This is a genomic window from Pseudomonas sp. 008 (genome assembly GCF_016861935.1).
Classification (GTDB): domain Bacteria; phylum Pseudomonadota; class Gammaproteobacteria; order Pseudomonadales; family Pseudomonadaceae; genus Aquipseudomonas.
This window is the reverse complement of sequence record NZ_BOMA01000001.1, coordinates 26,881-52,481: the sequence shown is the minus strand read 5'-3', so window position 1 is coordinate 52,481 and position 25,601 is coordinate 26,881. Positions and strand designations below refer to the sequence as shown.

Genomic DNA, 25,601 nt, shown 5'->3' with positions numbered 1-25,601 from the left:
GCCCCCCAGGATCCGGATCAGTCAGCCTCGTTAAGAATCAAACTCCGATAATGCCCAGGATTGGACCCCGACCACTTGCGAAACGCCTTGTAAAACGAGCTGGCATCGGCAAACCCCAAACGAGTGGCGATTTCAGCGAAGCTGATGGCCGGCTCGGCCAGCCAGACGATGGCCAGTTCCTTGCGCACACTGTCCTTGAGCCCCTGATACGTCTGCCCTTCTTCGGCCAAGCGGCGACGCAACGTTGAGGCCGACATGCACAGTTGCTGCGCCAGTGCTTCGGTTTCCGGCCAGCGCTCGGCGGGCAGTTGCCGCAGATCGTGCTTGATCCGGCTGGACAGGCTCTCAGGGTCGCGGTACTTGACCAGAATGTTCGCCGGCGCATGGGCCAGAAAGCGCTTGAGCTCTTCAGCGCTGCGCTTGATCGGCAAATCGAGGCAATCGGCAGAGAAAATCATCCGCGTGCGTGGCCGGTCGAATCGCAGGTTCTCGGAAAACATCACTCGATAGTCATCGCAAAAATCCGGCTCCGGGCAGCGCAATTCAATGGCCAGGATCGGAATCCGCCGGCCCGCCAGCCAGCAGGCAACGCCGTGCACGATCATCCAATAAGTGAAATAGGTGAAGGCGCGGCGCGGTTCTTCGTCGTCCTCCAGCAGGACGATTTCCGCCAGGCTTTGCTGGCGAACCAGTTGTGCGGGCAGGCGTTCGAGCATCAACGACAGAAAGCTCAGGCCCGAGGTCAGCCCGGCGGCCAGGCTTGGCTGAACCATGGAGCAGCGACAGAGAAACTCCAGGCTGCCGGACTTGAGCTTGCGCGGGTCCATGCCAAAAAACTCATCGTCCCCACGCCGGGCCAGCAAACGCCACAGGCGCGCATAGGCGGTGGCCGGGACACGGGCGTCGGTGCTGTCCAGCAGCGCCGGATCGATGTCGACCTTGTTCAACACCTCTACGGTGGCGGCGCCCGGGGCGCAACTTTGCAGCAGCGCTTCACGCACCAGTTGAATGGAGATGGTGTCCTTTTCCGACATAAACGTCACTCGGGTGTACTGGTTAATCTGTTGGCCATCTTAGGCAGCACAGAGTAAAAAGCCAGTCTTGCGCGAAACCGGCTCAATTACCCGGTTTTGTGGCCGATAGGCTGTTGCCGGGAATTCCCGAATGGACATGGAGTTGTAAACGTTATGATCGTCGGCATTGATTTGGGCACCACCAATAGCCTGGTTGCCGTTTGGCGCAACGGCGCGCCCGAACTGGTTCCAAACGCCCTGGAGAGTCTGCTGACCCCAAGCGTGGTGGGCCTTGACGACGAGAACCGGGTGCTGGTCGGTCAGGCTGCCAAGGAACGTTTGCAGACTCATCCACACCTGACGGCGGCACTGTTCAAGCGACACATGGGCAGTGCTCATGAACTTCGTCTCGGCACCCGTTCGTTCCGCCCGGAAGAGCTGTCGGCACTGGTGTTGCGCAGTCTGAAGGAAGACGTCGAACGCCGTTATGGCGAAACGGTCACTGAAGCGGTGATCAGCGTACCCGCCTATTTCAACGACGCTCAACGCAAAGCCACGAAAATCGCTGGCGAGTTGGCTGGCCTCAAGGTCGAACGGCTGATCAACGAACCGACGGCCGCGGCCCTCGCTTACGGACTGCATCAGCGCGACAGCGCCAGCTCGTTTCTGGTGTTCGACCTCGGTGGCGGCACCTTCGATGTGTCGATCCTCGAACTGTTCGACGGCGTCATGGAAGTGCGCGCCAGCGCGGGCGACAATTTTCTCGGTGGGGAAGACTTCGACACCGTGCTGGTTCAGGCCTTTGTCACAGCACACGCCAACCATCGCGACATGCCTTCACTGACGGAACCGAATATCGCCCATCGCCTGCGTCGCGAAGCCGAGCGCGTGCGTCATGCCCTTGGCCAGGCCGACAGCGCGACCTTCGTCCTGCGCCATGGCGCCGGTCAATGGGAGCAGACGTTCACCCAGACGCAGTTGGCCGAACTCTACGCGCCGCTGCTCGTGCGCCTGCGCACGCCGATCGAAACCGCACTGCGCGATGCACGCATTCGGCCATCGGAGCTGGACGAAGTCCTGCTGGTGGGCGGCACGACCCGCATGCCGATGATCCGGCGGATGGTCGCCGGATTGTTCGGCCGGTTTCCTTCGATTGCGCTTAACCCTGACGAATCGATTGCGCTGGGTGCGGCGGTGCAAGCAGCCCTCAAGGCTCGGGATGCTGCACTCGAAGAGGTGGTATTGACCGACGTTTGCCCATACACCCTTGGCATCGAAACCGCGATCAGCGTGGGCGAAGGCGTGGAATCGGGTCATTACCTGCCCATCATCGAGCGAAACTGTGTGGTCCCCGTGAGCCGGGTCAAAACGGTCTGCACTCTTCGTGATAGTCAACGTATCGTGCTGCTGAAGATCTTTCAGGGCGAAAGTCGTTGGGTAAAAGAAAACATCCACCTGGGTGAAATGGAAATTGAAGTGCCAGTGGCGCGAGCTGGCGAGATCAGCATCGACGTACGCTTTACTTACGATAACAACGGCCTGCTCGAAGCCGAGGCACTGATACAACGCACCGGCGAGCGCCGGACGCTGGTGATCGAAAATAATCCCGGCGTACTCGCCCCCAAAGAGATCCAGCAACGCCTGGCCGCACTGGCCAACCTCAAGGTTCATCCGCGTGAACAACAGGTCAACAGCCTGCTGACTGCGCGCCTTGAGCGGCTGTATCAGGAAAGCCTCGGCGATTTGCGCCAACGGCTCGATCACATGGCCAACCGCTTCAAGCAAATACTCGACACTCAGGACGAACGAACGATACGCGATCTGCGCCTGCAACTGACGCAACAGCTCGATGAACTGGAACAAGGCCTGTGGCGATGAATTGCTGGGCCATTCTGGGGCTGGAAGCCGATGCCGATTCACGCAGCATCAAACGCCAATACGCAACGCTGCTCAAAGTACACCGTCCGGATGAAGACCCGAGCGGTTTTCAGCGTCTGCGCGAAGCTTACGAGCAGGCGATGGAATGGAGCCGCCGCGAACCGGCGATACCGTCGTTCAGTCAGCGCGAACCCACGGTTGAACTTCAGCCACCTGCACCGTCGTTTGACGCAGGGCCCAGTTTCGAGCTGGAACATATACAGTTCGAGCAGCACGCCGGAGCGCAACGGGCGGAGCAGTTACTGGAAGACGTTACTGTAGACCGACTCGATGAACGTCTGGCGCAGGCACGCGTGTCTCACTGCAGCCGGGAGTTCGAAGATCAGTTGCTGATGATGTGCCTGTCACCGCGCGACGACAGAATGTTGCTGGCAGCCTGGGGACTGGAGCAGTTCAACTGGTTCAGCGCCTGGCAACGCCAGGATCTATCACCGCAAGCGCTTGAGTTGCTGCTTCACGCTTACTGCAATCATGTGGAAAAGTGCTTGCGCGAGTTGCTTGACGCTGGCCAGGCCGACGCATTCATCGAGCGTTTTCTGGCGCTCAAACAAGCCGACTGGTTGCAGCCATTCGAACGCCACGACTGGTTTAATGAAACCTTGGCTCGCTTACTGGTGGATTCGAGCTTTTGGTCTACGCACGTGTTCGAAACGCTGTGTACACATCAGCACTGGGACGCCGCCGCGAACGAAGCCGAAACCGAAGGGCGTTGCCCGCCACCTTATTGGACGGCACTGTTACAGCGCCGAGATAGTCAGGTTTTTATTGAAACCCTGGAACGCCTGGCCGTCCTGAATGATCGTGAGCCCCAGAGCCGCGCAGCACGTTTGTTACTGACGCCGATGACCGACGCCGAGCGAAGCGCCTTCGCACGGCGTTTTTTTGAAGCGGACTGGAATGCCTGCCGCATGCTTAGTGCGAAGCTCCAGCGCCTGGCCCCGGCGCGATGCCGCGAAATGCCAAACGGCGATCCGTATTTCTGGAAGCCCCTCGTTCAGCCCCTCCAGGCCTGGCCCATGTTTGCCGGGTTGTTTGGCGCATCGCTCACTTGGGCAGCCGTCGAATACCTCAGTGATCGATCCGGTATCGGTGCAAGCTTTGCCGCGATGTTGTTCTGGCTGTGCGTGCTGGCTACGCCCGGCGCGGCATTGCTGTGGATCTGGCGCCCGATGGCGGACCGACTCTGGTCATTGGACGTGCGTTTGAGTCGCGCTGTTTCACCTCGATTCAGTTTCAGACGCCCTGCACCGCTGGTGCTGCGCGAGTTGCTGCCCTGCTGGCTGATGGGGGCCTGGGCATGGGCCTGTTGTGGCGCGCCGGCATTTGTCAGCTACATCGTGGTGCTACTGACGCTAGGTGCTTTGAGCCGTGTCGTCTGGCCAGAAACGCTGCACATCAAGCCCCCCAAGGTTCGGCGACCCGCCTTGGGACCCGCACCGTCGATTGCTCTGATGATTGGGGTCATTGGTCTGACGCTCCTGTTTTACATCGTTGCCAGCAGTCAGTTGATGGGGCCGGATCAAGGATTGCAACCTTTTCCCAAACGCAGTTGCAGTGGCCCCCTCGACAGTCGTCAGGAATGCCGGATCGCCCCCACCCGGGAGCAATGGTATGGGCAATCAGGCGCGCAGGAGGGGCAACGATGAACAAACGCGTTAAGGCAATCGCAATTACCGCCGTGCTGACAATCACCTTTCTCGGAATGTTGAGAGAGCATCAAAGCACTCTTCTGACCCCGATTCAGCGCTGGATCCATCAACCCGACCTCGCCGAGCGAGAAAAGTCCATCGCCCTTCGCCCGTTGATTTCCTGCCTCAATTCAGTCGACGGTCGCTGGCGTCATGCATACACCAACTACCTGAAGCGGGACCGCCCAGTCGATCCAACCTTGAAAAAGCGCTTTCCCGAAGACTTCGACCAGATGGTCAGCGTTCGCGAGCAGCTCAACTACCCAAGCGTCCACGATGCTTATGGTTGTCGGTTGAACACGCTGCAAAAGGACAATCTTCAAAAATCGGCACCTGAGTTGCTAGCCTTGCAAAATCGCTTTGAAACGACTCTGACGGCCGCCAACGAAGCTGCCAGGAGCTTCGACTTTTTCAACTCCAAGCCCCTCTATTCAGTCAGCCCTGCGGATAAGGCCGAGCGCGACAATCTGTTTATTCCTCTCGTCAATGACTACCTGAACGCTTCTGACCAACTGCGCCGTGAGCTTGATGCCGAGGACCTGGGGTTGCGCAAGGTTCAGCTTGAGCAACTCAAGACCCGGGATCAACTCAAGTACGCGCACATCCTCACCTACATGCTGGAAGCGCGAACCCTCATGCTCAAGCTCGACAACGGTGTTCGCGATCGCACCTTTACCGCCAGTGATCTAAGCGACGCAACACTCCCCCTGCAACAGGCCTGGGACGACGGCAGCCGTTACATGCAAGCCAACTCCGCAACCAGCAACGCCGATTACCCGGAAAACATCTGGAACTATGTGCGCTCGCCCGGTAAGCACTATCTGGATGCCGTTAACAAGCTGCACGACGACTGGGCGGCCAAGGCCTCGCCGCAACAGTTGAGTGATGACTTCGAACGAATCGGCCGTCGCTACGATCAGTTGATCGAGGTCTACAACGATCGGGTGAACTCACTGCTTTAGATGACGCTTTAACAATGCGTTCAGCTTAGGTTCAGGCAAATGTCAATTATTGGCATATGAGAATGAGTTTCATCATGTTACAAATTAGCACCCTATCTAATGACTCCCCGGTGCTGAATGCTCGTTCCTTTTCTGATCATGCTGCGCGAAGGCATCGAAGCCGCGTTGATCGTTGGCATTATCGCCAGTTACCTCAAGCAGACCGGTCGTGGCCAATGGATGCCGGCAGTGTGGGTCGGCGTATTCCTCGCCGCCGCGCTGGCCCTGCTGGTCGGCGGTGGCCTGGAACTGGTCAGTGCTGAATTCCCGCAAAAGCAGCAAGAGCTGTTTGAAGGTGTGGTCGGTTTACTGGCCGTCGGCATTCTCAGCTCCATGGTGTTCTGGATGCGTAAGGTGGCGCGTTCGATCAAGCATTCGCTGCACGTTTCCCTCGATCAGGCGCTGACCGGCTCCAGGCATCAAGTGACCGCGCTGATCGCCATGGTGTTTTTCGCCGTCGCCCGGGAAGGCCTGGAAACGGTGTTCTTCCTGCTCGCCGTGTTCCAGCAAAGCGAAGGCCCGGCCGCACCGCTCGGCGCCCTGCTCGGCCTGGCCCTGGCGATCATCGTCGGCTTCCTGATCTACACCGGCAGCCTGCGCCTGAATCTCTCGGCGTTCTTGCGCTGGACCGGTTTGTTCATCCTGGTGGTGGCCGCCGGGATTCTCGCCAACTCGGTGCAAGCCCTGCATGAAGCCGGCGTGTGGAATCACCTGCAAACCGTGCTCTTCGATTTCAGCGCCACGCTGCCGATGGACGGCCCGCTGGGCTCGGTGCTGGCCGGGATGTTCGGTTACCAGGACGCACCGACGGTCAGCACCCTCGGGGCATATCTGACTTATCTGTTGGTGGCACTGGTGATGTTTTTTCTCCCGGCTCCCGTAGCCACGTCTGCGCAAACACCCTCCTCCGTTTCCAGCCAGTAAGGGCCTTCATGTCAACGCCAGTTCCTCCAGTGGCTTCCCCTCCCCGCGCCTTGCGCTGGGCGGTAGCCGGTTCGGTGATCGTGATGATCGCCGCCGGTGGCCTGTTCTACTACGCCTCGAAAATGGCCGCCGCCAAGCGCCAGAGCAACCACGACCAAGTGCTGGTCACCCTTCACCCGCACAGCTGCGAACCGAATGCGCTGACGGTTCCGGCCGGTCGCACCAGTTTCCGTATCGTCAATCGCTCGGACCGTGCCGTCGAATGGGAAATTCTTGACGGTGTGCTGGTGGTCGAAGAGCGCGAGAACATCGCCCCCGGCCTGAGCCAGGTGATCAACGCCAACCTGTTACCCGGCGACTACGCCATCACCTGTGGCCTGCTGAGCAATCCGCGCGGCAGCTTGCATGTCACCCCGACCGCCGCGTCCGATGCGGCGGCCAAGGCGCGTCCATCGATGGTGGCGTTCATTGGCCCGCTGTCGGAATTCCGCGTGTACCTGAACAGCCAGAGCACCGCATTGATCAAAGCCGTCGCCGCGCTTGAGCAAGCGATCGAGGCCGGCGACCTGAGCCAGGCGCAAGCCTTGTATGTGCCGGCTCGCGCAGCCTATCAACGGTTGGCTCCAGCAGCCCAGCGCCTGGCGGAGCTGGACAACGCGATCAACGCCCGCGCCGATTACTTCGATAAGCGCGAGCAGGATCCGGGCTTCGTCGGCTTCCACCGCCTCGAATACGCGCTGTTCCAACAACGCAACCTCGACGGTCTGACGCCTGTTGCACAACGCCTGAGCATCGATGTCGCCAATCTCAAACAGCAACTGCTGGCCCAGTCGCTGCCACCGGAACAACTGGTGAGCATGCTGGTGCGCAACCTCAACAGCCTCGCCGAGGTACGCGCCAGCAGCGGCGAAGAAGAACGCTACAGCCACTCCGACCTGAACGGTTTCGCCGCCAACCTCGACGCGACCCGCAAAGTCGTCGACCTGTTGCGGCCATTGCTGAGCAAATCTGCCGCTGAACTACTGGCGAAGATCGACAGCGTGGTCACGGCCTTCGACGCCGAACTCAACGGTTTCAAGGTCAAGGATGGCTACGCCAGCTACGACACTGTCAGCGCTGAACAGCGCAAACGTATCGCCGACAAGGCCAAGGTTCTGGCCGATGCACTCGATGGAATCGATCCCGCCCTTGGCCTTTCCGGCCTGTAAGCAGAAGACCTCAGACAAATGAACGACTCAGAACAGTTTTCAGCACAACGCCGTCGCGTATTGATGGGCATGGGAGCCGCCGGTGTGGCGTTAGCCGGTTCGGCCCTGAGTTGCCCAGCCATGGCTGCCAGCCCCGCGCAAGTCACCGAAGCACCGAGCAGCGACAAGACCGAGGACCGCCACGCCTTTCACGGCCCGCACCAGACCGGCATCGTCACCCCGCGCCCAACATCCGGCATGCTGGTGTCGTTCGACGTATTGGCCAACGACCGCGCAGATCTGGAGCGGCTGTTTCGCACGCTCAACGAGCGTATCGCGTTCCTGATGCAAGGCGGTCCGGTGGCGCAGGTCGACCCCAAACTGCCACCGCTGGATTCGGGGATTCTTGGGCCGGTGGTCACACCGGACAACCTGACCATCACCGTATCGGTGGGCGAGTCGCTGTTCGACGAGCGCTTCGGTCTGGCCGGCGTCAAGCCCGAGCGGCTGATCCGCATGGTCGGTTTTCCCAACGATGCGCTGGAAGCCGATTGCTGCCACGGCGACCTGAGTGTGCAGTTCTGCTCCAACACCGCCGACACCAATATCCACGCCCTGCGCGACATTGTGAAAAACCTGCCGGACCTGTTGCTGGTGCGCTGGAAACAGGAAGGCAGCGTGCCTCCGCAAGCTCCGACGAAACCCGGTGTGCCGGCGCAAAGCGCACGCAACTTTCTGGGTTTTCGTGACGGCTCCGCCAACCCCGATTCCAACGACGCCAAGGCCATGGACAGCATCGTCTGGGTCCAGCCCGGCAGTGACGAACCAGCCTGGGCGGTCAATGGCAGCTATCAGGCGGTGCGGATCATCCGCAACTTCGTCGAACGCTGGGACCGCACGCCGCTGCAAGAACAGCAAAGCATTATCGGCCGGGTCAAGAGCACCGGTGCACCGATGGATGGAGCGCATGAAACCCAAGTCCCGGATTACGCCAAAGACCCGGAAGGCAAGCTGACCAAACTCGACGCCCATATCCGCCTGGCCAACCCGCGCACCGCCGCAACCCAGGCCAACCTGATCCTGCGCCGACCGTTCAACTACTCCAACGGCGTGAACAAAAACGGTCAGCTGGACATGGGTTTGCTGTTCATCTGTTACCAGGCGGATTTGCAAAAAGGCTTCATCACCGTGCAGACCCGACTCAATGGCGAGCCGTTGGAGGAATACCTGAAACCGGTTGGCGGCGGGTACTTCTTCACCCTGCCGGGTGTGACCGGCGACAAGGACTTCATCGGCCGCTCGCTGCTCAACGCCACACAACCCAAAGCCTCAGTCTGACCCTTACAACTCCACGGAACCGTCCCATGAAAAAGTCGCCCCTCGCGTTACTGCTGACCCTTGGTTTGCTCAACACCCCGTTTTCGGCTTTCGCGGCGACGGCGCCGCTGGAGTTGGTGGGGCCGATCTCTGATTACAAGATCTACGTCACCGAACAACTGGACGAACTGGCCAACCACACTCAGCAGTTCACCGACGCAGTGAAAAAAGGCGACCTGGCCACCGCGAAAAAGCTCTACGCACCGACCCGCGTCTATTACGAGTCGATCGAACCGATTGCCGAGTTGTTCAGTGACCTCGATGCGTCCATCGACTCGCGGGTCGACGACCACGAAAAAGGCGTGAAGGCCGAAGACTTCACCGGTTTCCATCGCATCGAATATTCATTGTTTTCAGAGAACAGCACCCAGGGTCTGGACAAGCTGGCTGACGGCTTGAACAAAGACGTGAAAGATCTGCAAACCCGCGTCGCCGGCCTGACCTTCCCACCGGAAAAAGTCGTCGGCGGCGCCGCTGCGCTGCTTGAAGAAGTGGCCGCCACCAAGATATCCGGCGAGGAAGATCGCTACAGCCACACCGACCTCTATGATTTCCAGGGCAACATCGACGGCGCGAAGAAAATCGTCGACCTGTTCCGTCCGCAGATCGAGAAGCAAGACGCGGCATTCATGGCCAAAGTCGACAAGAACTTCGCTACGGTGAACAAGACGTTAGCCAAGTACAAAACTACGGGGGGTGGTTTTGAAACGTATGACAAGGTGAAGGACAGCGACCGCAAAGCGCTGGTCGGGCCGGTGAATACGTTGGCTGAGGATTTGTCGATGTTGCGGGGGAAGTTGGGGTTGAACTGAATATCGGCGTTGTCTGTGAAAAGATCGCAGCCTGCGGCGGCGCCCACAGGCGCGGAGCTGCCGAAGGCTGCAATCTTTGCTTTTGAACCCTACAAAATCCGATACAACAACCGCTCAATCCTGACGCGACTCACACGCTTGAGAAACTTGGCCACCCCCGCCGGGTAATCCGGCAGCGTTTGCAGATCCAGGTAACGCTCAATACGGCGGGTGTGCTGGAAAATCTCCGCCAGTTCCTTGCCACGCGGCTCCAGCAACTCGCCTTTCGGATCATCAATCAGCAACGCGTTTTCCAGGTCGAGACGGAACGCCCGTGGATTGAGGTTGTTGCCGGTCAGCAAGGTGTAGCGCTGATCGATCCACATGCCCTTGAGGTGATAGGTGTTGTCACCATCCTTCCACAGATGCAGGTTCAGCTTGCCGCTGTCGATGTTGCGCTGATGACGCTTGGCGAAACGTCGCAGGCTGATTTCGTAGAGGTATGGCAGCGCCGCGATCACCTTGAACGGCTCGCTGGGCGGGATGTAGAAATCGTTGGCGGTCTTGTCGCCGACGATGATGTCGATCTTCACGCCGCGAGCCAGGGCCCGATTGATTTCCCGGGTCACCGCCAGCGGCAGGTTGAAGTACGGCGTGCAGATGGTCAGCTGATGCTGCGCACTGGCGATCAGCTCGCAGATGACTCGACTCAACGGGTTGTTCTTGCCCACACCGAGCAACGGACTGACCGATAAACCGCCCTTTGCCGTGCTGCCCGCCGAGGTGTCGTACGCCGCGTGCTTGAGACGGCTGCGCAGATCGCCGATGTCGTGGCGCAGACTGCGGGTGGTCGGCAAGTTCGGCAGGTCGAGGCGATGCACCGCTTTGGAGGTGATCAAACCGTGCTGGATCAGGTGATGCATCGAATCGGCCAGCGCCTGATTCTGCAGCAGGTGATAACGGTCGAAGCGGTACTTGTCGAATTTGTGCAGGTAAACGTTGTTCAGGCTCGCGCCGCTGTAGATCACGCAATCGTCGATCACGAAGCCTTTCAAATGCAGTACGCCGAACAGTTCGCGGGTCTGCACCGGCACGCCGTACACCGGCACTTCGCTTTCGTGGGTACGGGTGGTTTCCTGATACCAGGCCGAGTTGCCCGGTTGCTTGCCGGCACCGATCAAGCCGCGCTGGGCGCGCAGCCAGTCCACGACCACCACCACGTCCAGTTCCGGACGTGCCAGTTTGGCCGCGTGCAGCGCATCGAGGATTTCCTGGCCGGCCTCATCCTGTTGCAGGTACAGCGCAACGATATAGATGCGCCGGGTCGCCTGAGCGATTTTTTCCAGCAGGCAACGACGGAACTCGGCAGCGCCAGAGAGGATGGTGACGGCATCGGCGGTCAGCGGAAAACTGCGCAATTTAGGCAGCAGAGAACGTTTGAAAAGCAACGGCATAGGGCTCGCAAAGGGTCGAATCCGAAGAGCCTGAGAGCTTACACCATGGATGGGTTTGGGTCTTGTTACTGTCTGTAAAGACCTCTTCGCGGGCAAGCCTCGCTCCTACGGTTTTTCGTCGTTTGGAACACAAATCCTGTAGGAGCGAGGCTTGCCCGCGAAGGCAATTTCATAGGCGCTACAAATAACTACTTGACCATGAAGAACGATCATTCTACTGTTAGCCCCATGAACGAAATCACTAGCAATGACACACGCGACATCATTCTGGATGTCACCGAAAAGTTGATCTACAAAAGTGGCATCGCTGCCACCGGCATGGATCTTCTGGTGAAAACCGCCGGCGTCTCCAGAAAAAGTATTTACCGCTACTTCGCCAACAAGGAGGAGCTTGTCGTCGCGGCCCTGCAACGCCGCGATGAGCGCTGGATGCACTGGTACCGGAGCGAAGTCGGCAAGGCCCAAACCCCGGCCGAGCGGCTGCTCAACCTGTTTACCGTGCTCAAGGCCTGGTTCGCCTCCGAAGGCTTCCGTGGCTGCGCGTTCATCAACACCAGCGGCGAAACCGGCGACCCGCAAGACCCGGTTCGCCTGGTCGCCAAAGACCACAAACAGAAACTGCTCGACTACGTGCGCGAGCTCTGTACCGAATATGGCGCAACAGACCCGGAGACGCTGGCCAGACAGCTGCTGATCCTGATCGACGGTGCCATTACCGTAGCGCTTGTGATGGGTGATCACAGTGCCGCCGATAATGCGCAATGCATGGCGCGAAAGTTATTGGACCTGTAACACTTTAAACAAGCCCGACAACTTGTTTGAACGTTAATTTGATAGGGAGACTTAATATGTCTACTGCCGAAGTTCGTCCGCCATTGCCGCCGTTTACCCGTGAATCGGCCATCGAGAAAGTTCGCCTGGCCGAAGATGGCTGGAACTCCCGTGACCCGGAACGGGTGTCTCTTGCCTACACCCTGGACACCCAGTGGCGTAACCGCGCCGAGTTCGCCCACAACCGCGAAGAAGCCAAAGCTTTCCTGACCCGCAAATGGGCCAAGGAACTGGACTACCGACTGATCAAGGAACTCTGGGCCCATGGCGACAACCGCATCGCCGTGCGTTACGCCTACGAATGGCACGACGATTCGGGCAACTGGTTCCGTTCCTACGGCAACGAGAACTGGGAGTTCGACGAGAACGGCCTGATGTTCAACCGCTACGCCTGCATCAACGACCTGCCGATCAAGGAAAGCGAGCGCAAATTCCACTGGCCACTGGGTCGCCGGCCGGATGATCACCCGGGTCTCTCCGATCTAGGCCTGTAAACACAATCCCCCTGACCGATCGTTCCCGCGCTCCCGCTTGGGAACGATCGGCTGTACCCGGATAACTTTATGGGTAAGATACCGGCCTTTCCCCGCAGCCCTCTTCTGCGCCCTGCCGAATAAGCCCCATTCCATGCCTTTCGAACTCAGCGTTGACCTCACTACCCTGGCCGTTCTGGCTCTCGTCGCTTTCATTGCCGGTTTCATTGACGCCATCGCTGGCGGTGGCGGTCTGTTAACCACCCCGGCGCTGCTGACCGCCGGCCTGCCGCCGCATCTGGTACTGGGCACCAACAAACTCAGTTCCACCTTCGGCTCGGCCACCGCCAGCTTCACCTTCTACCGGCGCAAGCTGTTTCATCCACGGCAGTGGATGCACGCCATCGTCGGCACGTTGGTTGGTGCGCTCAGCGGCGCCATCGTCGCTCATTATTTGCCGGCGGAATGGCTGAACAAGATGCTGCCGGTAATTGTGTTCGCCTGCGGCCTGTACCTGTTGTTCGGCGGCACACCCAAAGCGCCGCTGGACAGCGATGCACCGATCAAGAAAAAGTGGCAATCGAGTCAAGGCTTCAGCCTCGGTTTCTATGACGGCGTGGCCGGCCCGGGAACGGGGGCGTTCTGGACCGTCAGCAGCCTGCTGCTCTACCCCATCGACCTGGTCAAGGCCAGCGGCGTGGCGCGCAGCATGAACTTCGTCAGCAACATTGCGGCGCTGTCGGTGTTCATCTTTTCCGGGCAAGTGGACTGGATCATCGGCCTGAGCATGGGCCTGTCGGTGATGGTCGGCGCCTTCTTCGGCGCGCGCACCGCCATCAGCGGCGGTGCGAAATTCATTCGTCCGGTGTTCATTACGGTGGTGCTCGGCCTGACCGTGCGCCTAGCCTGGCAGCACTGGTTCAGCGTGGCCTAAGCGCCGCGCCACGTAGACGTCGATCAGGTAGCGGGCAATCGAGCGTGACGCCGGCAACGGCGGCAGCTCGTGCACGTTGAACCACTGGGCGTCTTCGATCTCGTCTTCCTGACAGACAATCTCGCCACCGGCGTACTCGGCATGAAAACCGAGCATCATCGAATGCGGGAACGGCCAGCACTGACTGCCCATGTACTGGATGTTCTTGACCTCGATCTGCACCTCTTCGCGAACCTCGCGAATCAGGCAATCTTCGGCCGACTCACCCGGCTCGGCAAACCCCGCCAACGTGCTGTAGACCCCGGTGACAAAACGCGGCGAACGGGCCAGCAGAACCTCGTCGCCACGGGTCACCAGCACAATCATGCTCGGCGAAATACGCGGGTAGCTGCGTAAATCGCACGGTTCGCAATACATCGCCCGCTCACGCGGCACCTGGATCATCGCCTGCCCGCAGTTGCCGCAAAAACGGTGCTCACGGGCCCAGGTACCGATTTGCGCGGCATAGCCCAGAACCTTATAGACGGTGTGATCGCCCTCGAGCATGAACGCCCGCAGGCCTTTCCAGTTACAGCCCGGCACATCGCTGTGACTGCGCAGTTCCAGCAGGTACACCGGTTCGCCATCCAGGTGACCGATGCCGTGCTCGGCAAGAACCGACAAGTCCTGACGCTTGAGCCATTCCCGTGGAAACAGGGCGCCATTGTCATCGAACAAAAAGCCTTCGGGGCTGCGCGCCACGGCCCAGCCGCCGGGTTGATCGGTGTCCAGTACTGCAGTGGTCCAGCGTGAAGTCATGGTTAATCAATCCAGAAATTCGGGTTTCTGTTTGCTCATATGGGCGGCCATGGCCACGCGCAGATCGGTGGACTGCAGCATGGCGGCGTTCCACGTGGCGACGTATTCAAGGCCGTCGTCGATGCGATGGTCGCGCATGTAGCTGATCATCTCTTTGGTACCGGTGATGGCAATCGGCGACTTGCCGGCGATTTCGCGGGCAATCCCCATCACGCCTTCAAGCAGGCTGGCGGTGTCGCTGTAGACGCGATTGACCAGGCCAATGTTACGCGCTTCTTCGGCGCCAAAGGTGCGACCAGTGTAAGCCAGTTCACGCAGCATGCCGTCACCGATGATCCGCGGCAAGCGTTGCAAAGTGCCAACATCGGCCGCCATGCCGATATCGATTTCCTTGATGGAAAATTGCGCGTCCTCAGCCGCGTAACGCATGTCGCAGGCCGAAATCAGATCGATGGCGCCGCCCAGGCAATAACCCTGCACCGCCGCCAGCACCGGTTTGCGGCAGTTGTCGACGGCGTTGAACGACGCTTGCAGCGCCAGGATCTTGCGCCGCAGCAGGCGCGCATTGCGGCCGACGTCCTTGCCAAGCTCATTGGCCACACCGGCGAGCATCATCAGGTCGATGCCGGAAGAGAAATGCTTGCCGGCGCCACTGAGCACCACCACCCGGACTTCATCGGTATCGTCGATCCACTGGAAAATCTCGATGATCTCGCTCCAGAACGCGGCGTTCATCGAGTTGATCTTGTCCGGACGGTTGATCTGCACATGGGCGATGTTATCGGCCAGTTCGACGCTGAAGGCGGTGTATTGAGACATGGCAGTGATCCTTTACCGGACAGAAAATGAAGCCCGAACTATAACAAGGCATCTGTGTCGGCAGTAAGGCAGCGGTTCGGCCAAATGCGGGACTGGCTTCAGGTTTTTTTAGCGTCTGGACCGGCCCTTTCGCGAGCAAGCCTGCTCCCACAGGGGGTCTTTGGCGCTCACAAATTCCCTGTGTGTGGGCTTACTCGCGAAGGCCGCACCGCCGATCTAACGGCCCTTCACCGCCACAAACGCTACGGTTTCATAAGGCACGGTCACCACATCCCGCCCCCTCAGCGCCGGTTCCCCGGCAATCAATGCCCGCAGTTGTGCATCAACCTTCGCCCGCTCCGCCACCGGCAACGCAGCGATATAACTGATGGAGCGCACCCGATTGAAAATTACATCCTCCAGCGACCCCGTATGACCATGACTGAAATACTGCACCTGCAACGGCCCGAATGCCTGATGTGGAAAGGCTTCGCGCCACGCGCCGGTGTAATAACGCGGTGTGTCGCCTTCCAGCGCGTTGACAATCGCATCCAGTTTTGGCATCCAGCTGACCTTGGCGTCGCGCAGGTTCCACACCAGCCCCAGCTTGCCGCCGGGCTTGAGCACCCGGGCAATCTCGGTCAACGCCTCGGTGCTGGCAAACCAGTGAAAGGCCTGAGCACAGACCACCACGTCCACCGACGCATCCGGCAGCGGGAGGTCGGTGGCGGTGCTGCTCGCTGCCAGTACCTCAGGAAAGGCTTCGCACAGTTTCTCCAGCATCTGCGGCACAGGTTCCACCGCAATCACCTGCGCCCCGGTCGCCACCAACGGCCCGGTGAACTTGCCGGTGCCGGCGCCTAGGTCGAGCGCGGTTCTATCGGCGTTCAACTCAAGGGTAACCGTAAGCCAGTCAGCCACTTGGGGTGGATAATCCGGACGACCACGGACATAGGTGTCGGCACCGGTTTTATACCCTGCGGCCGCAGAGGGATGGACCTGATCTTTCATGGCAGTTCTCCAAATGGACAACGAACGCTGTCGAGGATAGCGCCTCGATTTGCGCTTTCCTTGCAATGATTGTCAGAAAAAAATGAATAATTGTTCACACTGCGGTGTTCACCGTCCATCGCCCATGAGGTCCATGACCGTTGTCTATTGGGCGAGCATGGAACACGCCTTGATGCTGATCGGGCATAACCCGGCGGCAGCACTGGAGGGCCCGGCGAAGTTATTGAGAAGCCGGCTTAGCACTCCAGCGAACTTGTCACTATGCTTGCACCCGACTTTCCAAGGAGGAACCTACCCCATGCCAATTTCTTCACGCGCTGCCTTACTGGTCATCGACGTACAAAACGACTTCATTCCCGGCGGTCAATTGCCGGTGCCGGAGGGCGACCTGATTGTGCCCCTGATTAATCGTCTGGGCCGCCAGTTCAAACAGGTCGTCATTGCCCAGGACTGGCACCCGCCCGGCCACGCCTCGTTCGCTTCCAGCCACCCTGGGCGCAAGCCTTACGACGTGATTCAGTTGCCTTACGGTGAGCAGACGCTGTGGCCGGAGCATTGTGTTCGCGCCACGCCCGGCGCCGAGTTCCACCCGGAGCTGGACCTGCCCCACGCCCAATTGATCATCCGCAAGGGCTGCAACCCGGACATCGACAGTTATTCGGCATTTCTGGAGGCGGATCGAACCACAACCACCGGTTTGGCCGGGTACCTGAAAGAACGCGGCATCGACACGGTTTACATGGTCGGGCTGGCACTGGATTTCTGCGTGATGTTTTCTGCGCTGGATGCGCGGGCGGCGGGGTTCAATGCGTTTGTGGTGATGGATGCTTGCCGCGCGATTGATCTGGAAGGGTCGCTGGCGGCGGCGATTGAGCGGATGCAGGTGGCGGGGGTTGGGTTGATTGAGTCAGCCGAACTGCTCGACTGAACTGTTGAACGTTTCCCCGCCTGGTTCGTAGCAGCTGCCGAGCTTGCGAGGCTGCGTTCGAGGACGCAGTCCTCGCAAGCCCGGCGGATGCTACAAAGAATGCGTCAGGCTGAGGTGGGCAGCCACAAACGGAACCGTGCGCCGCCCAATGGTGATGCCTGCGCGGTCAGCGTGCCGCCCTGCGCTTCAAGCGCTCGGCGGCTGATTGCCAGCCCCAGGCCAAACCCGCCCGTGGCGCGATCCCGACTGCGATCCAGCCGATAAAACGGCTCGAAAATCCGCTCCCGCTCTTCATCGGGAATGCCAATACCATCGTCGTCCACCCAGATCTCACAGCCTTTGGCGCACACCTGCACACCAATCTGAATCCGCTTCTCGCAATAACGCATGGCGTTGCGCAGCAGGTTCTGGATCGCCCGGGCGGTCAATCGCGGGTCCAGCGAGAAGCGTTCGAGCTGACCGTGCAGCAGCACATCAATGACGATTTCCGGTGACTCAAGCTCTTCATCGACGCTGCCCAAAATACTGTCGATGAATTCATCCAGCGACACCTCGACCTGTTCCGGTAGCCGAGCCGGGTTTTGCAATCGGCTGTAGGACAGCAATTCCAGCACCAGCTCATCCAGTTCGCGAATGTGCGCGACCAGGCCTTGCAGGCGTTCTCGGCTGGTGGCCGGCAAGTCGTCGGACAGCGCCAGGGCCAGGCCGAAATCCAGCCGCGTCAACGGCGTGCGCAATTCGTGGGACACGGCGTTGAGCAAGTCGCGCTGCTGGTTAAGCAGGTTTTCGATGTCGCCGGCCATGGTGTCGAACACGTTGGCCAGGCTGCCGATGTTGGAGCTGGGGGAAATCTGCGTACGCTCGCTCAGGTGGCCCTTGCCGAAGCGTTCGGCGGTGCTTTTGAGACGTTCCAGGTCGCGCCAGTGCGGGCGCAGCCACAACAACAGGCAGGCCAGCATCGTCGCACCGATCAGCACGTTGATGCTCCAGTACAACCAACTGACATCCGTGGGGTCCGGTGGCACGACCATCTCCACCACCATCTGCTCGTTCAACGGTGTCACCGCCAGGGTGCGCCAGCCCCAGTCGCCGATGCGTACCACGTTCTCCCCGCGCTGCAAGCGTTCGCGCTCATCCAGGGTAAATTCGGCATCGTCGTTGCGGGCCAAAATGATGTGCAGCGGCTGGAACTCCTTGTCCATCTCCGCCGCCAGCGCCGGCCACTGCTCGACAGGCACCGTACGAAACTGTTTGACGATCAGCGTTTGCAAACCTCGGGAGTAATCGAGGTTGTAGGTCACAAAACGCTCATGGAAGACCTTGATCACCAGGTCCGGCACCAGGTAGATCGCCGCGCTGAACGAAACGATGGTCACCAGATACAGACGAAACAGGATTCTGAACATGATTCAGCATTCCCACTCGGAGCGGCTGAACAGGTAGCCCTTGCCCCACACGGTCTTGATCTTGCGCGCCTCGCCGGCGTGGTCGTCGAACTTGCGTCGCAGTTTGGAGATGGCCACATCCACCGAGCGGTCGGTGCCGTTGAATTCGATACCGCGCAGGCGTTGCAGAATCTGGTCGCGGCTCAGCACTTCGCCGGCATGCCGGGCCAGCACCACCAGCAGGTTGTATTCGCCGCTGGACAACTCGACCAGTTGCTCGCGCCAGGTCACGGTACGCTCGGACAGGTCGATGCACAGATTGCCCATGAGAATGCGGTCATTAGCGGTCTGCGGTTCGCTGAGGCTGCTGCGACGCAACAGCGTGCGTACGCGGGCCAGCAACACACGGGGCTCGCAGGGTTTGGTGACGTAGTCATCGGCGCCCATTTCCAGGCCCAGCACCTGATCGTGACTGTCGTCACGGGCGGTGAGCATCAGGATCGGCAACGTCGCCGAATCGGCCCGCAGCAAGCGGCAGACCTGCAAGCCGTCGAGCCCCGGCAGCATCAGATCGAGAATCACCAGGTCCGGCGGACTGACCCGCGCGCGTTCGCGTACATGATCGCCGCGGCTGATCACGCTGACGGAATAACCGTTGCGTTCCAGGTAGCTGGCAATCAGTTCCGAGAGTGCGGTGTCGTCTTCGACCAGGAGGATGTTGGGCATGGGTGTTTCCAGAAAGTGCTGTGGCGACCTTCAGGGCCTCTTCGCGGGCAAGCCTCGCTCCTACTGTAGGAGCGAGGCTTGCCCGCGAAGGCGGCCTGACAGGCGCAATAAAATTCAAGGCCTGAAGGATATACGCCCTCACGCACACGCGAGCAAAACCCTTACACAATTTCACACAGCACCAACAAAGCTTCACCGCTACCCTCATCGACTCCCCGTAGGATGCGGGTAGTCATTATTGGGGTATTTCCATGTCAAAGAACCTGCTTGCCACGCTCAGCCTGATTGCCCTGGCGTTGACGCTGAGCGCTTGTGACCAGTCTTCGACCGCCGAAGAATCGGCACCACTGGCCACGGTGCGCATCGAAACCATCGAAGCTCGCCCTCTGTCAATCAGCAACGAACTGAGCGGGCGGATTGCCGCGCCACGGATCGCCGAAGTGCGTGCCCGGGTTGCCGGCGTGGTGTTGCAGCGGGTCTTCCGCGAAGGCAGCGACGTGAAAAAAGGCGACGTTCTGTTCCGTATCGACCCGGCCCCCTTCAAGGCCGACCTGGACAGCGCCGAAGCCGCGCTGCGCAAGGCCGAAGCCAACGCGTTCCAGGCCAGATTGCAGGAGCAGCGTTACGCCCAGTTGATCGAAGGCAACGCCATCAGCGCTCAGGACTACGACAATGCCCGCGCCAACGCCCGGCAGACCGCCGCCGATGTCGCCGCCAACAAAGCCGCGGTGGAGAGGGCGAAACTGAACCTCGGTTATGCCACCGTCACCGCACCGATTTCCGGGCGCATCGGCCGCGCGCTGGTGACTGAAGGCGCGCTGGTAGGCCAGAACGAAACCACGCCGCTGGCACTGATTCAGCAGTTGAACCCGATCCACGCCGACCTGACGCAATCGACCCGCGAACTCAACGACCTGCGTCGGGCCTTCCGCTCTGGCCAGTTAAAGGAAGTGGGCCAAGGTCAGGCCAAAGCCACGCTGATCCAGGACGACGGCAGCCTTTATCCGTTGCCCGGCAAGTTGTTGTTCACCGACATCACCGTCGACCCGGGCACCGGTCAGATCATTCTGCGCAGCGAATTCCCTAACCCCGACCTCGACTTGTTGCCGGGCAGTTTCGTTCGCGTGCGTCTGGAACAGGCATTCAATCAGCAAGGCATCAGCGTGCCGCAACGGGCCATCCAGCGTGACAGCGCCGGTGTCGCCCAAGTGCTATTGCTCGACGCCGAGCAGCGGGTCGGCCAGCAACCGGTAGAGCTGGGCGCGGTGCAGAGCGATCGCTGGATCGTCACCCGCGGCCTCAAGCCCGGCGACCGCATCGTCACTGAAGGCCTGCAACACGCGCGCCCCGGTGAAAAAGTCCAGATCGACAACACCCCTCTTCCACTTGCCCAGGTCTCTGGTCAGTAAGCAGGACGCTTTTTATGCCGCAGTTCTTTATCGACCGCCCGGTGTTCGCCTGGGTGGTTGCCTTGTTCATCCTGCTGGCCGGTGCGTTGGCCATTGGGCAGTTACCCGTGGCGCAATACCCGAACGTTGCGCCGCCGAAAGTCGAAATCTACGCCACCTACCCCGGCGCTTCGGCGCAGACCGTGGACGAAAGCGTGGTCAGCCTGATCGAGGAAGAACTCAACGGCGCCGACCATCTGCTGTACTTCGAATCCCAAAGCAGCCTCGGCAGCGCCACCATCACCGCGACCTTCCAGCCGGGAACCAACCCGGAGATGGCGCAAGTGGACGTGCAAAACCGCCTCAAGGTGGTGGAGTCGCGCCTACCTCAAGCGGTCACCCAGCAGGGTTTGCAGGTGGAGAAAGTTTCCGCCGGTTTCCTGCTTCTGATCACCCTCACCTCCAGCGACGGCAAGCTCGACGACGTGGCGCTGAGTGATTACCTGGCGCGCAACGTGATGAACGAGATCAAGCGTCTGGATGGCGTCGGCAAGGCCCAGTTGTACGGCGCCGAACGGGCGATGCGGATCTGGATCGACCCACAGAAGCTGATCGGTTTCAACCTGACCCCGGCTGACGTCAATGCCGCCATCGTTGCGCAGAACGCTCAGGTTTCCGCGGGCAGTATCGGCGACTTACCGACCCGCACCACCCAGGAAATCACCGCAACCATTCTGGTCAAAGGCCAGTTGTCGACGCCTGAAGAATTCGCCGACATCGTGCTCAAGGCTAATCCTGACGGCTCCACCGTACGCATCCGTGATGTGGCGCGGGTCGAGATCGGCAGCCAGGAGTATCAGTTCTCCACACGCCTGAACGGCAAACCGTCCACCGCCGTCAGTGTGCAACTGTCGCCGGGCGCCAATGCCCTGAGCACCGCAACGCTGGTGCGGGCGAAAATGGACGAACTGGCGCGCTATTTCCCGGCCGGTGTCGAATACAAGATCCCGTACGACACTTCGCCCTTCGTCAAAGTCTCGATCACCAAAGTGGTGTACACCCTTGGCGAGGCAATGGTGCTGGTGTTTGCGGTGATGTTCCTGTTCCTGCAGAACATCCGCTACACGCTGATCCCGACGCTGGTGGTACCTGTGGCGTTGATGGGCACGTTTGCGACCATGCTCGCGCTGGGCTTCTCGATCAACGTGCTGACCATGTTCGGCATGGTGCTGGCCATCGGCATCCTGGTGGACGACGCGATTGTGGTGGTGGAGAACGTCGAACGAATCATGGCCACCGAAGGCCTGTCGCCCAAGGAAGCGACGCGCAAGGCGATGAAGCAGATCACCGGCGCGATCATCGGCATCACCCTGGTGCTGGTGGCGGTATTTATTCCGATGGCGTTCATGCAGGGCTCTGTCGGGGTGATTTACCAACAGTTCTCGCTGTCCATGGCCACGTCGATCCTGTTCTCGGCGTTCCTCGCCCTGACATTGACCCCAGCCTTGTGTGCGACGCTGCTCAAGCCGATTGCCAAGGGCGAACATCACGCCAAGGGCGGTTTCTTTGGCTGGTTCAACCGTGGATTCGAGCGTTTGACCGAGCGTTATCAAGGTTGGGTCGCTTATGCGCTGAAACGTACAGGCCGTTATCTGCTGATCTACGGCGTATTGCTGATCGGTCTGGGGCTGTGTTTCAGTCGCCTGCCCTCCTCGTTCCTGCCGGTGGAAGACCAGGGCTACACCATCACCGACATCCAATTGCCACCGGGCGCGAGCAAGAATCGCACAATAAATGTGGTGGAGCAGATCGAAGCACACAACGCCACCGAACCGGGCGTCGGCGACAGCACAGTGATTCTCGGCTTCAGCTTTTCCGGTAGCGGGCAGAACGCCGCGCTGGCGTTCACCACGCTCAAGGACTGGTCGGATCGGGGCAGCGACGACTCGGCGAGTTCCATCGCCGATCGCGCCAACATCGCGCTGAGCCAGATCAAGGATGCCATGGCTTTCTCGGTGCTGCCGCCGCCTGTTGACGGTCTCGGCACCTCCAGCGGTTTCGAGTTCCGCTTGCAGGACCGTGGCGGCCTCGGCCATGCCACGCTGATGAAAGCGCGCAGCGAATTGCTCGCCGCCGCCGAGAAGAGCCCGATCCTGATGAATGTGCGCGAAAGCGCCCTGGCCGAAGCGCCGCAGGTGCAACTGATCGTGGACCGCAAGCAAGCCAATGCCTTGGGCATCTCCTTTGCCGACATCGGCAACGTACTGTCCACCGCCGTGGGTTCGGCCTACATCAACGACTTCCCCAACCAGGGACGGATGCAACGGGTGGTGGTCCAGGCCGAAGGCGATCAACGCAGCCAGGTCGCCGATCTGCTGAAGATTCACGTGCGCAACAACGCTGGAAAAATGGTGCCGTTGTCGGCCTTCGTTCGGGCCAACTGGACTCAGGGCCCGGCGCAATTGACCCGATACAACGGCTACCCGGCCATCAGCATTTCCGGCGAGCCTTCGCCCGGTCACAGCACCGGCGAAGCCATGGCGGAAATCGAACGGCTGGTGGCGCAAGGCCCGGCGGGGTTGGGTCAGGAATGGACCGGGTTGTCGTTGCAGGAACGTTTGTCCGGCAGTCAGGCACCGATTCTGCTCGGGCTGTCGCTGCTGATCGTGTTCCTGTGCCTGGCGGCGCTGTACGAGAGCTGGTCGATTCCAACGTCGGTGTTGCTGGTAGTGCCGCTGGGCGTTCTCGGTGCGGTACTGGCCGTGACGCTACGCGGAATGCCCAACGACGTGTTCTTCAAGGTCGGGTTGATCACCATCATCGGCCTGTCGGCGAAGAACGCGATCCTGATCATCGAGTTCGCCAAAAGCCTTTATGACGAAGGTCATGACTTGATCGATGCCACGCTGCAAGCGGCGCGCCTGCGGTTGCGGCCGATTGTCATGACGTCACTGGCGTTCATCCTCGGCGTGGTGCCGTTGGCGATTGCTACAGGGGCCAGTTCGGCAAGCCAGCAAGCGATCGGCACCGGGGTAATCGGCGGAATGATCACGGCGACGTTGGCGGTGGTGTTTGTGCCGGTGTTTTTTGTGGTGGTCATGAAGTGGGTTGTTTGTTTAAAGAAAACTAACTGAACCATTCACTATTGATAACGGTATTGTTATGCCAAAAAACCCTCGTGAACTATCAGAACTGATAGTTCACGAGGGTTGGACTCCTCTTTACGCTGGGTTCAACAATCAACGACGTTGTTGCCCCTCAACTAAGGAGTCTCCAAATGGATGATTTAGCCAGAAAGTCACTCGGGATCACTACCGGAACATTCACCGCAAAGATAAAAGAGCTTCCTGAGCCCTATGTGGGCTCACCTACCAAAATGAAGCTGTATCTGGATCCCCAGGAAAATCGTTACATTGCAATGGCAACCCAAGATCTGGAGCAAACGCCCTACCTTTATCGAAGTATCGTTTTGCGCATTCCTGATCAAGGAGATGTAGTGAATCGCACCTACAAAATTGATAATGTGTACGAAAACCTAGACACCGCAAAGGCCACCTTTTGGATGCACAACGAAAGTTTGTTCACCCCCTACATTGCCACCTCGGGTGAAGTTGTCGTAACCCTCAATGTAGCGGCTCAAGAAGCCACCTGCACTTTTCAGTTCAATGCGTTCTCTCCGTCAAAAGAGGAGCTGACAGTCACCGATGGCGCAGTTGAACTTAAGGGCTTCGATCCAAGCCGCTCCGTGTTGGGCGATGACACAGCGATCGGTTCATTCACGGCTGACATTTCAGGGCACATCACACATCAGTACGAGGCCAACAATTTTACTTTTGCCGAACGACCTGCCAACGAGGTGATATTTCCAAAGGAGCACTACCGTGCGTGGTCCGGTTACTTTGATAACGTAGGCATTCCAAATCGTTGGCGGCACAGCGTGACTATCTACATTGCCAAAGATCTTGGCCCCGGCACGTATGAACTGAATAATGACAGGAACAAGATTTATGTTCTTTATATGGACAGTGTCAGCGTAGTCGGCTACGACGCGATTAGCGGTTCCTTTACGATAACCTCAATTACAGGGGACTCATTGGAAGGCACCCTCGATAATGTCACGGCCGAATCTTCGGCCGGAACTATCGCGATCAAAAACGGGAAATTTAGTTTCGAGCGCGTAAAGCGTCAGGCCTGACTAACAGGGCTGCGATGACCTTCAAAGCCCCCGCACTTGCCGCACCACTCACACCAGGGCTAAGGTGCTGAAAAGCCCCCTGACCGTGAGCCCTCATGCCCTTCCTCGCCCGCACCCACCCTCGCCTGTCCGCCGCCGCCACCCTTGGCGTCGCGGCAGGCATTCTGGCTCCGGCCGATTCGATCATCAGTAAAATCCTCATCGGCTGGAATGCAGGGGTCTGGACGTACCTGATCCTGATGGTTTGGCTCACCACACGCGCCAAAGCCCCGGACGTGAAGCGCATTGCCGAGATCGAAGATGAAAACGCCGGATTGGTGCTGTTCGTGGTGTGCATTGCGGCGATTGCCAGCCTCGCGACCATCACCTTCGAACTGGCCGGCAGCAAGGACCTGGAAACCAGTCGCAAGCTGCTGCATTACGGCTTCACCGCGCTGACGGTCATCGGTTCGTGGCTACTGATCGGCGTGATTTTCAGCGTGCACTACGCCCGCCTGTTCTATACCTGGGACGGCAAAGACCTGGCGCTGCGCTTCGCTGAAGGCCTGGAAACCCCTAACTATTGGGACTTCCTGTATTTCTCCTTCACCATCGGCGTGGCAGTGCAGACCTCGGATGTCGGCGTGGCGACACGGGGCATTCGCAAAATCGTGCTGGCGCAATCGCTGATTAGTTTTCTGTTCAACACAGCGATTCTTGGCTTCTCAATTAATATTGCGGCGGGACTGTTCAACTGATGCGTGCACAAGCGTTCCAGTCCT

The 25,601-nt window shown here is 59.6% G+C and carries 22 protein-coding genes; 15 read left to right on the top strand and 7 right to left on the bottom strand.

Features of this window, described 5'->3' with window-relative positions; all coding sequences use genetic code 11:
* Window positions 1-17: 17 nt before the first annotated feature.
* Window positions 18-1,034 carry an AraC family transcriptional regulator gene (locus tag JUI81_RS00230; RefSeq protein ID WP_204123337.1) on the bottom strand — a complete coding sequence of 339 codons (1,017 nt, stop codon included), beginning with the start codon at window positions 1,032-1,034 and terminating at the stop codon, window positions 18-20.
* A gap of 153 nt (window positions 1,035-1,187) precedes the next feature.
* Between JUI81_RS00230 and JUI81_RS00225 the strand changes: the two genes are divergently transcribed.
* The 7 genes from JUI81_RS00225 to efeO (JUI81_RS00195) all read left to right on the top strand — a co-directional run bounded on the left by JUI81_RS00225 (window position 1,188) and on the right by efeO (JUI81_RS00195) (window position 9,940).
* A complete protein-coding gene (locus tag JUI81_RS00225; protein ID WP_019578843.1) occupies window positions 1,188-2,891 on the top strand; it encodes a molecular chaperone HscC in 1,704 nt (567 codons plus the stop codon).
* Window positions 2,888-4,597 (top strand): J domain-containing protein, encoded by a 1,710-nt coding sequence (locus JUI81_RS00220; RefSeq protein ID WP_204123336.1) that lies wholly within the window; start codon window positions 2,888-2,890, stop codon window positions 4,595-4,597. Before JUI81_RS00225 ends, JUI81_RS00220 begins: the two co-directional genes overlap by 4 nt.
* Entirely contained in the window at window positions 4,594-5,601 is a 1,008-nt protein-coding gene (locus tag JUI81_RS00215; RefSeq protein ID WP_157755471.1) for a DUF3829 domain-containing protein, read from the top strand. Before JUI81_RS00220 ends, JUI81_RS00215 begins: the two co-directional genes overlap by 4 nt.
* A gap of 117 nt (window positions 5,602-5,718) precedes the next feature.
* Window positions 5,719-6,564: an iron uptake transporter permease EfeU gene (efeU, locus tag JUI81_RS00210; RefSeq protein ID WP_019578840.1), complete on the top strand. Its 846-nt coding sequence runs from the start codon at window positions 5,719-5,721 to the stop codon at window positions 6,562-6,564.
* A gap of 8 nt (window positions 6,565-6,572) precedes the next feature.
* Window positions 6,573-7,772 carry an iron uptake system protein EfeO gene (efeO, locus tag JUI81_RS00205; RefSeq protein WP_204123335.1) on the top strand — a complete coding sequence of 400 codons (1,200 nt, stop codon included), beginning with the start codon at window positions 6,573-6,575 and terminating at the stop codon, window positions 7,770-7,772.
* Between the two features lie 18 nt (window positions 7,773-7,790).
* Complete coding sequence (gene efeB, locus JUI81_RS00200; RefSeq protein WP_204123334.1) at window positions 7,791-9,089, top strand: iron uptake transporter deferrochelatase/peroxidase subunit; 1,299 nt, start codon at window positions 7,791-7,793, stop codon at window positions 9,087-9,089.
* A 26-nt stretch (window positions 9,090-9,115) separates the two neighbouring features.
* Entirely contained in the window at window positions 9,116-9,940 is an 825-nt protein-coding gene (efeO, locus tag JUI81_RS00195) for an iron uptake system protein EfeO (RefSeq protein ID WP_019578837.1), read from the top strand.
* A gap of 89 nt (window positions 9,941-10,029) precedes the next feature.
* Here the strand turns inward: efeO (JUI81_RS00195) and pssA are convergent, their stop codons facing one another.
* Window positions 10,030-11,373 carry a CDP-diacylglycerol--serine O-phosphatidyltransferase gene (gene pssA, locus JUI81_RS00190; RefSeq protein WP_204123333.1) on the bottom strand — a complete coding sequence of 448 codons (1,344 nt, stop codon included), beginning with the start codon at window positions 11,371-11,373 and terminating at the stop codon, window positions 10,030-10,032.
* A gap of 228 nt (window positions 11,374-11,601) precedes the next feature.
* Between pssA and JUI81_RS00185 the strand changes: the two genes are divergently transcribed.
* The 3 genes from JUI81_RS00185 (at window position 11,602) to JUI81_RS00175 (ending at window position 13,611) form a co-directional block, all read left to right on the top strand.
* Window positions 11,602-12,165 (top strand): TetR/AcrR family transcriptional regulator, encoded by a 564-nt coding sequence (locus JUI81_RS00185; RefSeq protein ID WP_019578835.1) that lies wholly within the window; start codon window positions 11,602-11,604, stop codon window positions 12,163-12,165.
* Between the two features lie 56 nt (window positions 12,166-12,221).
* On the top strand, window positions 12,222-12,698 hold the full coding sequence (locus tag JUI81_RS00180) for a nuclear transport factor 2 family protein (RefSeq protein ID WP_018929120.1): 477 nt from the start codon (window positions 12,222-12,224) through the stop codon (window positions 12,696-12,698).
* Between the two features lie 133 nt (window positions 12,699-12,831).
* Complete coding sequence (locus JUI81_RS00175; protein WP_019578834.1) at window positions 12,832-13,611, top strand: TSUP family transporter; 780 nt, start codon at window positions 12,832-12,834, stop codon at window positions 13,609-13,611.
* Here JUI81_RS00175 and nudC read toward each other — a convergent pair.
* From nudC to JUI81_RS00160, 3 genes are all read right to left on the bottom strand, one after another.
* Entirely contained in the window at window positions 13,579-14,409 is an 831-nt protein-coding gene (gene nudC, locus JUI81_RS00170) for an NAD(+) diphosphatase (protein ID WP_018929118.1), read from the bottom strand. The genes JUI81_RS00175 and nudC overlap by 33 nt on opposite strands.
* Before the next feature lie 6 nt (window positions 14,410-14,415).
* Window positions 14,416-15,228 (bottom strand): crotonase/enoyl-CoA hydratase family protein, encoded by an 813-nt coding sequence (locus JUI81_RS00165; protein WP_018929117.1) that lies wholly within the window; start codon window positions 15,226-15,228, stop codon window positions 14,416-14,418.
* Between the two features lie 216 nt (window positions 15,229-15,444).
* A complete protein-coding gene (locus JUI81_RS00160) occupies window positions 15,445-16,218 on the bottom strand; it encodes a class I SAM-dependent methyltransferase (RefSeq protein WP_204123332.1) in 774 nt (257 codons plus the stop codon).
* Between the two features lie 298 nt (window positions 16,219-16,516).
* On the opposite strand from JUI81_RS00160, the gene pncA reads away from it, so the two are divergent.
* Window positions 16,517-17,146, top strand: coding sequence for a bifunctional nicotinamidase/pyrazinamidase (gene pncA, locus JUI81_RS00155; RefSeq protein ID WP_204123331.1), 630 nt, complete (start codon window positions 16,517-16,519; stop codon window positions 17,144-17,146).
* Between the two features lie 104 nt (window positions 17,147-17,250).
* Here pncA and JUI81_RS00150 read toward each other — a convergent pair whose 3' ends face one another.
* Together JUI81_RS00150 and JUI81_RS00145 are read right to left on the bottom strand one after the other, a co-directional pair.
* Entirely contained in the window at window positions 17,251-18,552 is a 1,302-nt protein-coding gene (locus JUI81_RS00150) for an ATP-binding protein (protein ID WP_028940639.1), read from the bottom strand.
* Window positions 18,553-18,555: 3 nt separating this feature from the next.
* On the bottom strand, window positions 18,556-19,257 hold the full coding sequence (locus JUI81_RS00145) for a response regulator transcription factor (RefSeq protein ID WP_007939075.1): 702 nt from the start codon (window positions 19,255-19,257) through the stop codon (window positions 18,556-18,558).
* A 251-nt stretch (window positions 19,258-19,508) separates the two neighbouring features.
* Between JUI81_RS00145 and JUI81_RS00140 the strand changes: the two genes are divergently transcribed.
* From JUI81_RS00140 to JUI81_RS00125, 4 genes are all read left to right on the top strand, one after another.
* On the top strand, window positions 19,509-20,666 hold the full coding sequence (locus JUI81_RS00140; RefSeq protein ID WP_019578831.1) for an efflux RND transporter periplasmic adaptor subunit: 1,158 nt from the start codon (window positions 19,509-19,511) through the stop codon (window positions 20,664-20,666).
* A gap of 14 nt (window positions 20,667-20,680) precedes the next feature.
* Window positions 20,681-23,779 (top strand): efflux RND transporter permease subunit, encoded by a 3,099-nt coding sequence (locus tag JUI81_RS00135; RefSeq protein WP_204123330.1) that lies wholly within the window; start codon window positions 20,681-20,683, stop codon window positions 23,777-23,779.
* A gap of 143 nt (window positions 23,780-23,922) precedes the next feature.
* Entirely contained in the window at window positions 23,923-24,840 is a 918-nt protein-coding gene (locus JUI81_RS00130; protein WP_204123329.1) for a hypothetical protein, read from the top strand.
* A gap of 95 nt (window positions 24,841-24,935) precedes the next feature.
* A complete protein-coding gene (locus JUI81_RS00125) occupies window positions 24,936-25,577 on the top strand; it encodes a DUF1345 domain-containing protein (RefSeq protein ID WP_204123328.1) in 642 nt (213 codons plus the stop codon).
* The last annotated feature ends 24 nt before the right edge of the window (window positions 25,578-25,601 follow it).

Bases quoted from the DNA above. Each gene is read 5' to 3' on its own strand.
- JUI81_RS00230 (WP_204123337.1), bottom strand. From the start codon at position 1,034: ATGTCGGAAAAGGACACCATCTCCATTCAACTGGTGCGTGAAGCGCTG.
- pncA (WP_204123331.1), top strand. From the start codon at position 16,517: ATGCCAATTTCTTCACGCGCTGCCTTACTGGTCATCGACGTACAAAAC.
- JUI81_RS00225 (WP_019578843.1), top strand. From the start codon at position 1,188: ATGATCGTCGGCATTGATTTGGGCACCACCAATAGCCTGGTTGCCGTT.
- JUI81_RS00175 (WP_019578834.1), top strand. From the start codon at position 12,832: ATGCCTTTCGAACTCAGCGTTGACCTCACTACCCTGGCCGTTCTGGCT.
- JUI81_RS00220 (WP_204123336.1), top strand. From the start codon at position 2,888: ATGAATTGCTGGGCCATTCTGGGGCTGGAAGCCGATGCCGATTCACGC.
- JUI81_RS00130 (WP_204123329.1), top strand. From the start codon at position 23,923: ATGGATGATTTAGCCAGAAAGTCACTCGGGATCACTACCGGAACATTC.
- efeU (WP_019578840.1), top strand. From the start codon at position 5,719: ATGCTCGTTCCTTTTCTGATCATGCTGCGCGAAGGCATCGAAGCCGCG.
- nudC (WP_018929118.1), bottom strand. From the start codon at position 14,409: ATGACTTCACGCTGGACCACTGCAGTACTGGACACCGATCAACCCGGC.
- JUI81_RS00145 (WP_007939075.1), bottom strand. From the start codon at position 19,257: ATGCCCAACATCCTCCTGGTCGAAGACGACACCGCACTCTCGGAACTG.
- JUI81_RS00125 (WP_204123328.1), top strand. From the start codon at position 24,936: ATGCCCTTCCTCGCCCGCACCCACCCTCGCCTGTCCGCCGCCGCCACC.
- efeO (WP_204123335.1), top strand. From the start codon at position 6,573: ATGTCAACGCCAGTTCCTCCAGTGGCTTCCCCTCCCCGCGCCTTGCGC.
- pssA (WP_204123333.1), bottom strand. From the start codon at position 11,373: ATGCCGTTGCTTTTCAAACGTTCTCTGCTGCCTAAATTGCGCAGTTTT.
- JUI81_RS00165 (WP_018929117.1), bottom strand. From the start codon at position 15,228: ATGTCTCAATACACCGCCTTCAGCGTCGAACTGGCCGATAACATCGCC.
- JUI81_RS00215 (WP_157755471.1), top strand. From the start codon at position 4,594: ATGAACAAACGCGTTAAGGCAATCGCAATTACCGCCGTGCTGACAATC.
- efeO (WP_019578837.1), top strand. From the start codon at position 9,116: ATGAAAAAGTCGCCCCTCGCGTTACTGCTGACCCTTGGTTTGCTCAAC.
- JUI81_RS00135 (WP_204123330.1), top strand. From the start codon at position 20,681: ATGCCGCAGTTCTTTATCGACCGCCCGGTGTTCGCCTGGGTGGTTGCC.
- JUI81_RS00185 (WP_019578835.1), top strand. From the start codon at position 11,602: ATGAACGAAATCACTAGCAATGACACACGCGACATCATTCTGGATGTC.
- JUI81_RS00160 (WP_204123332.1), bottom strand. From the start codon at position 16,218: ATGAAAGATCAGGTCCATCCCTCTGCGGCCGCAGGGTATAAAACCGGT.
- JUI81_RS00140 (WP_019578831.1), top strand. From the start codon at position 19,509: ATGTCAAAGAACCTGCTTGCCACGCTCAGCCTGATTGCCCTGGCGTTG.
- JUI81_RS00150 (WP_028940639.1), bottom strand. From the start codon at position 18,552: ATGTTCAGAATCCTGTTTCGTCTGTATCTGGTGACCATCGTTTCGTTC.
- JUI81_RS00180 (WP_018929120.1), top strand. From the start codon at position 12,222: ATGTCTACTGCCGAAGTTCGTCCGCCATTGCCGCCGTTTACCCGTGAA.
- efeB (WP_204123334.1), top strand. From the start codon at position 7,791: ATGAACGACTCAGAACAGTTTTCAGCACAACGCCGTCGCGTATTGATG.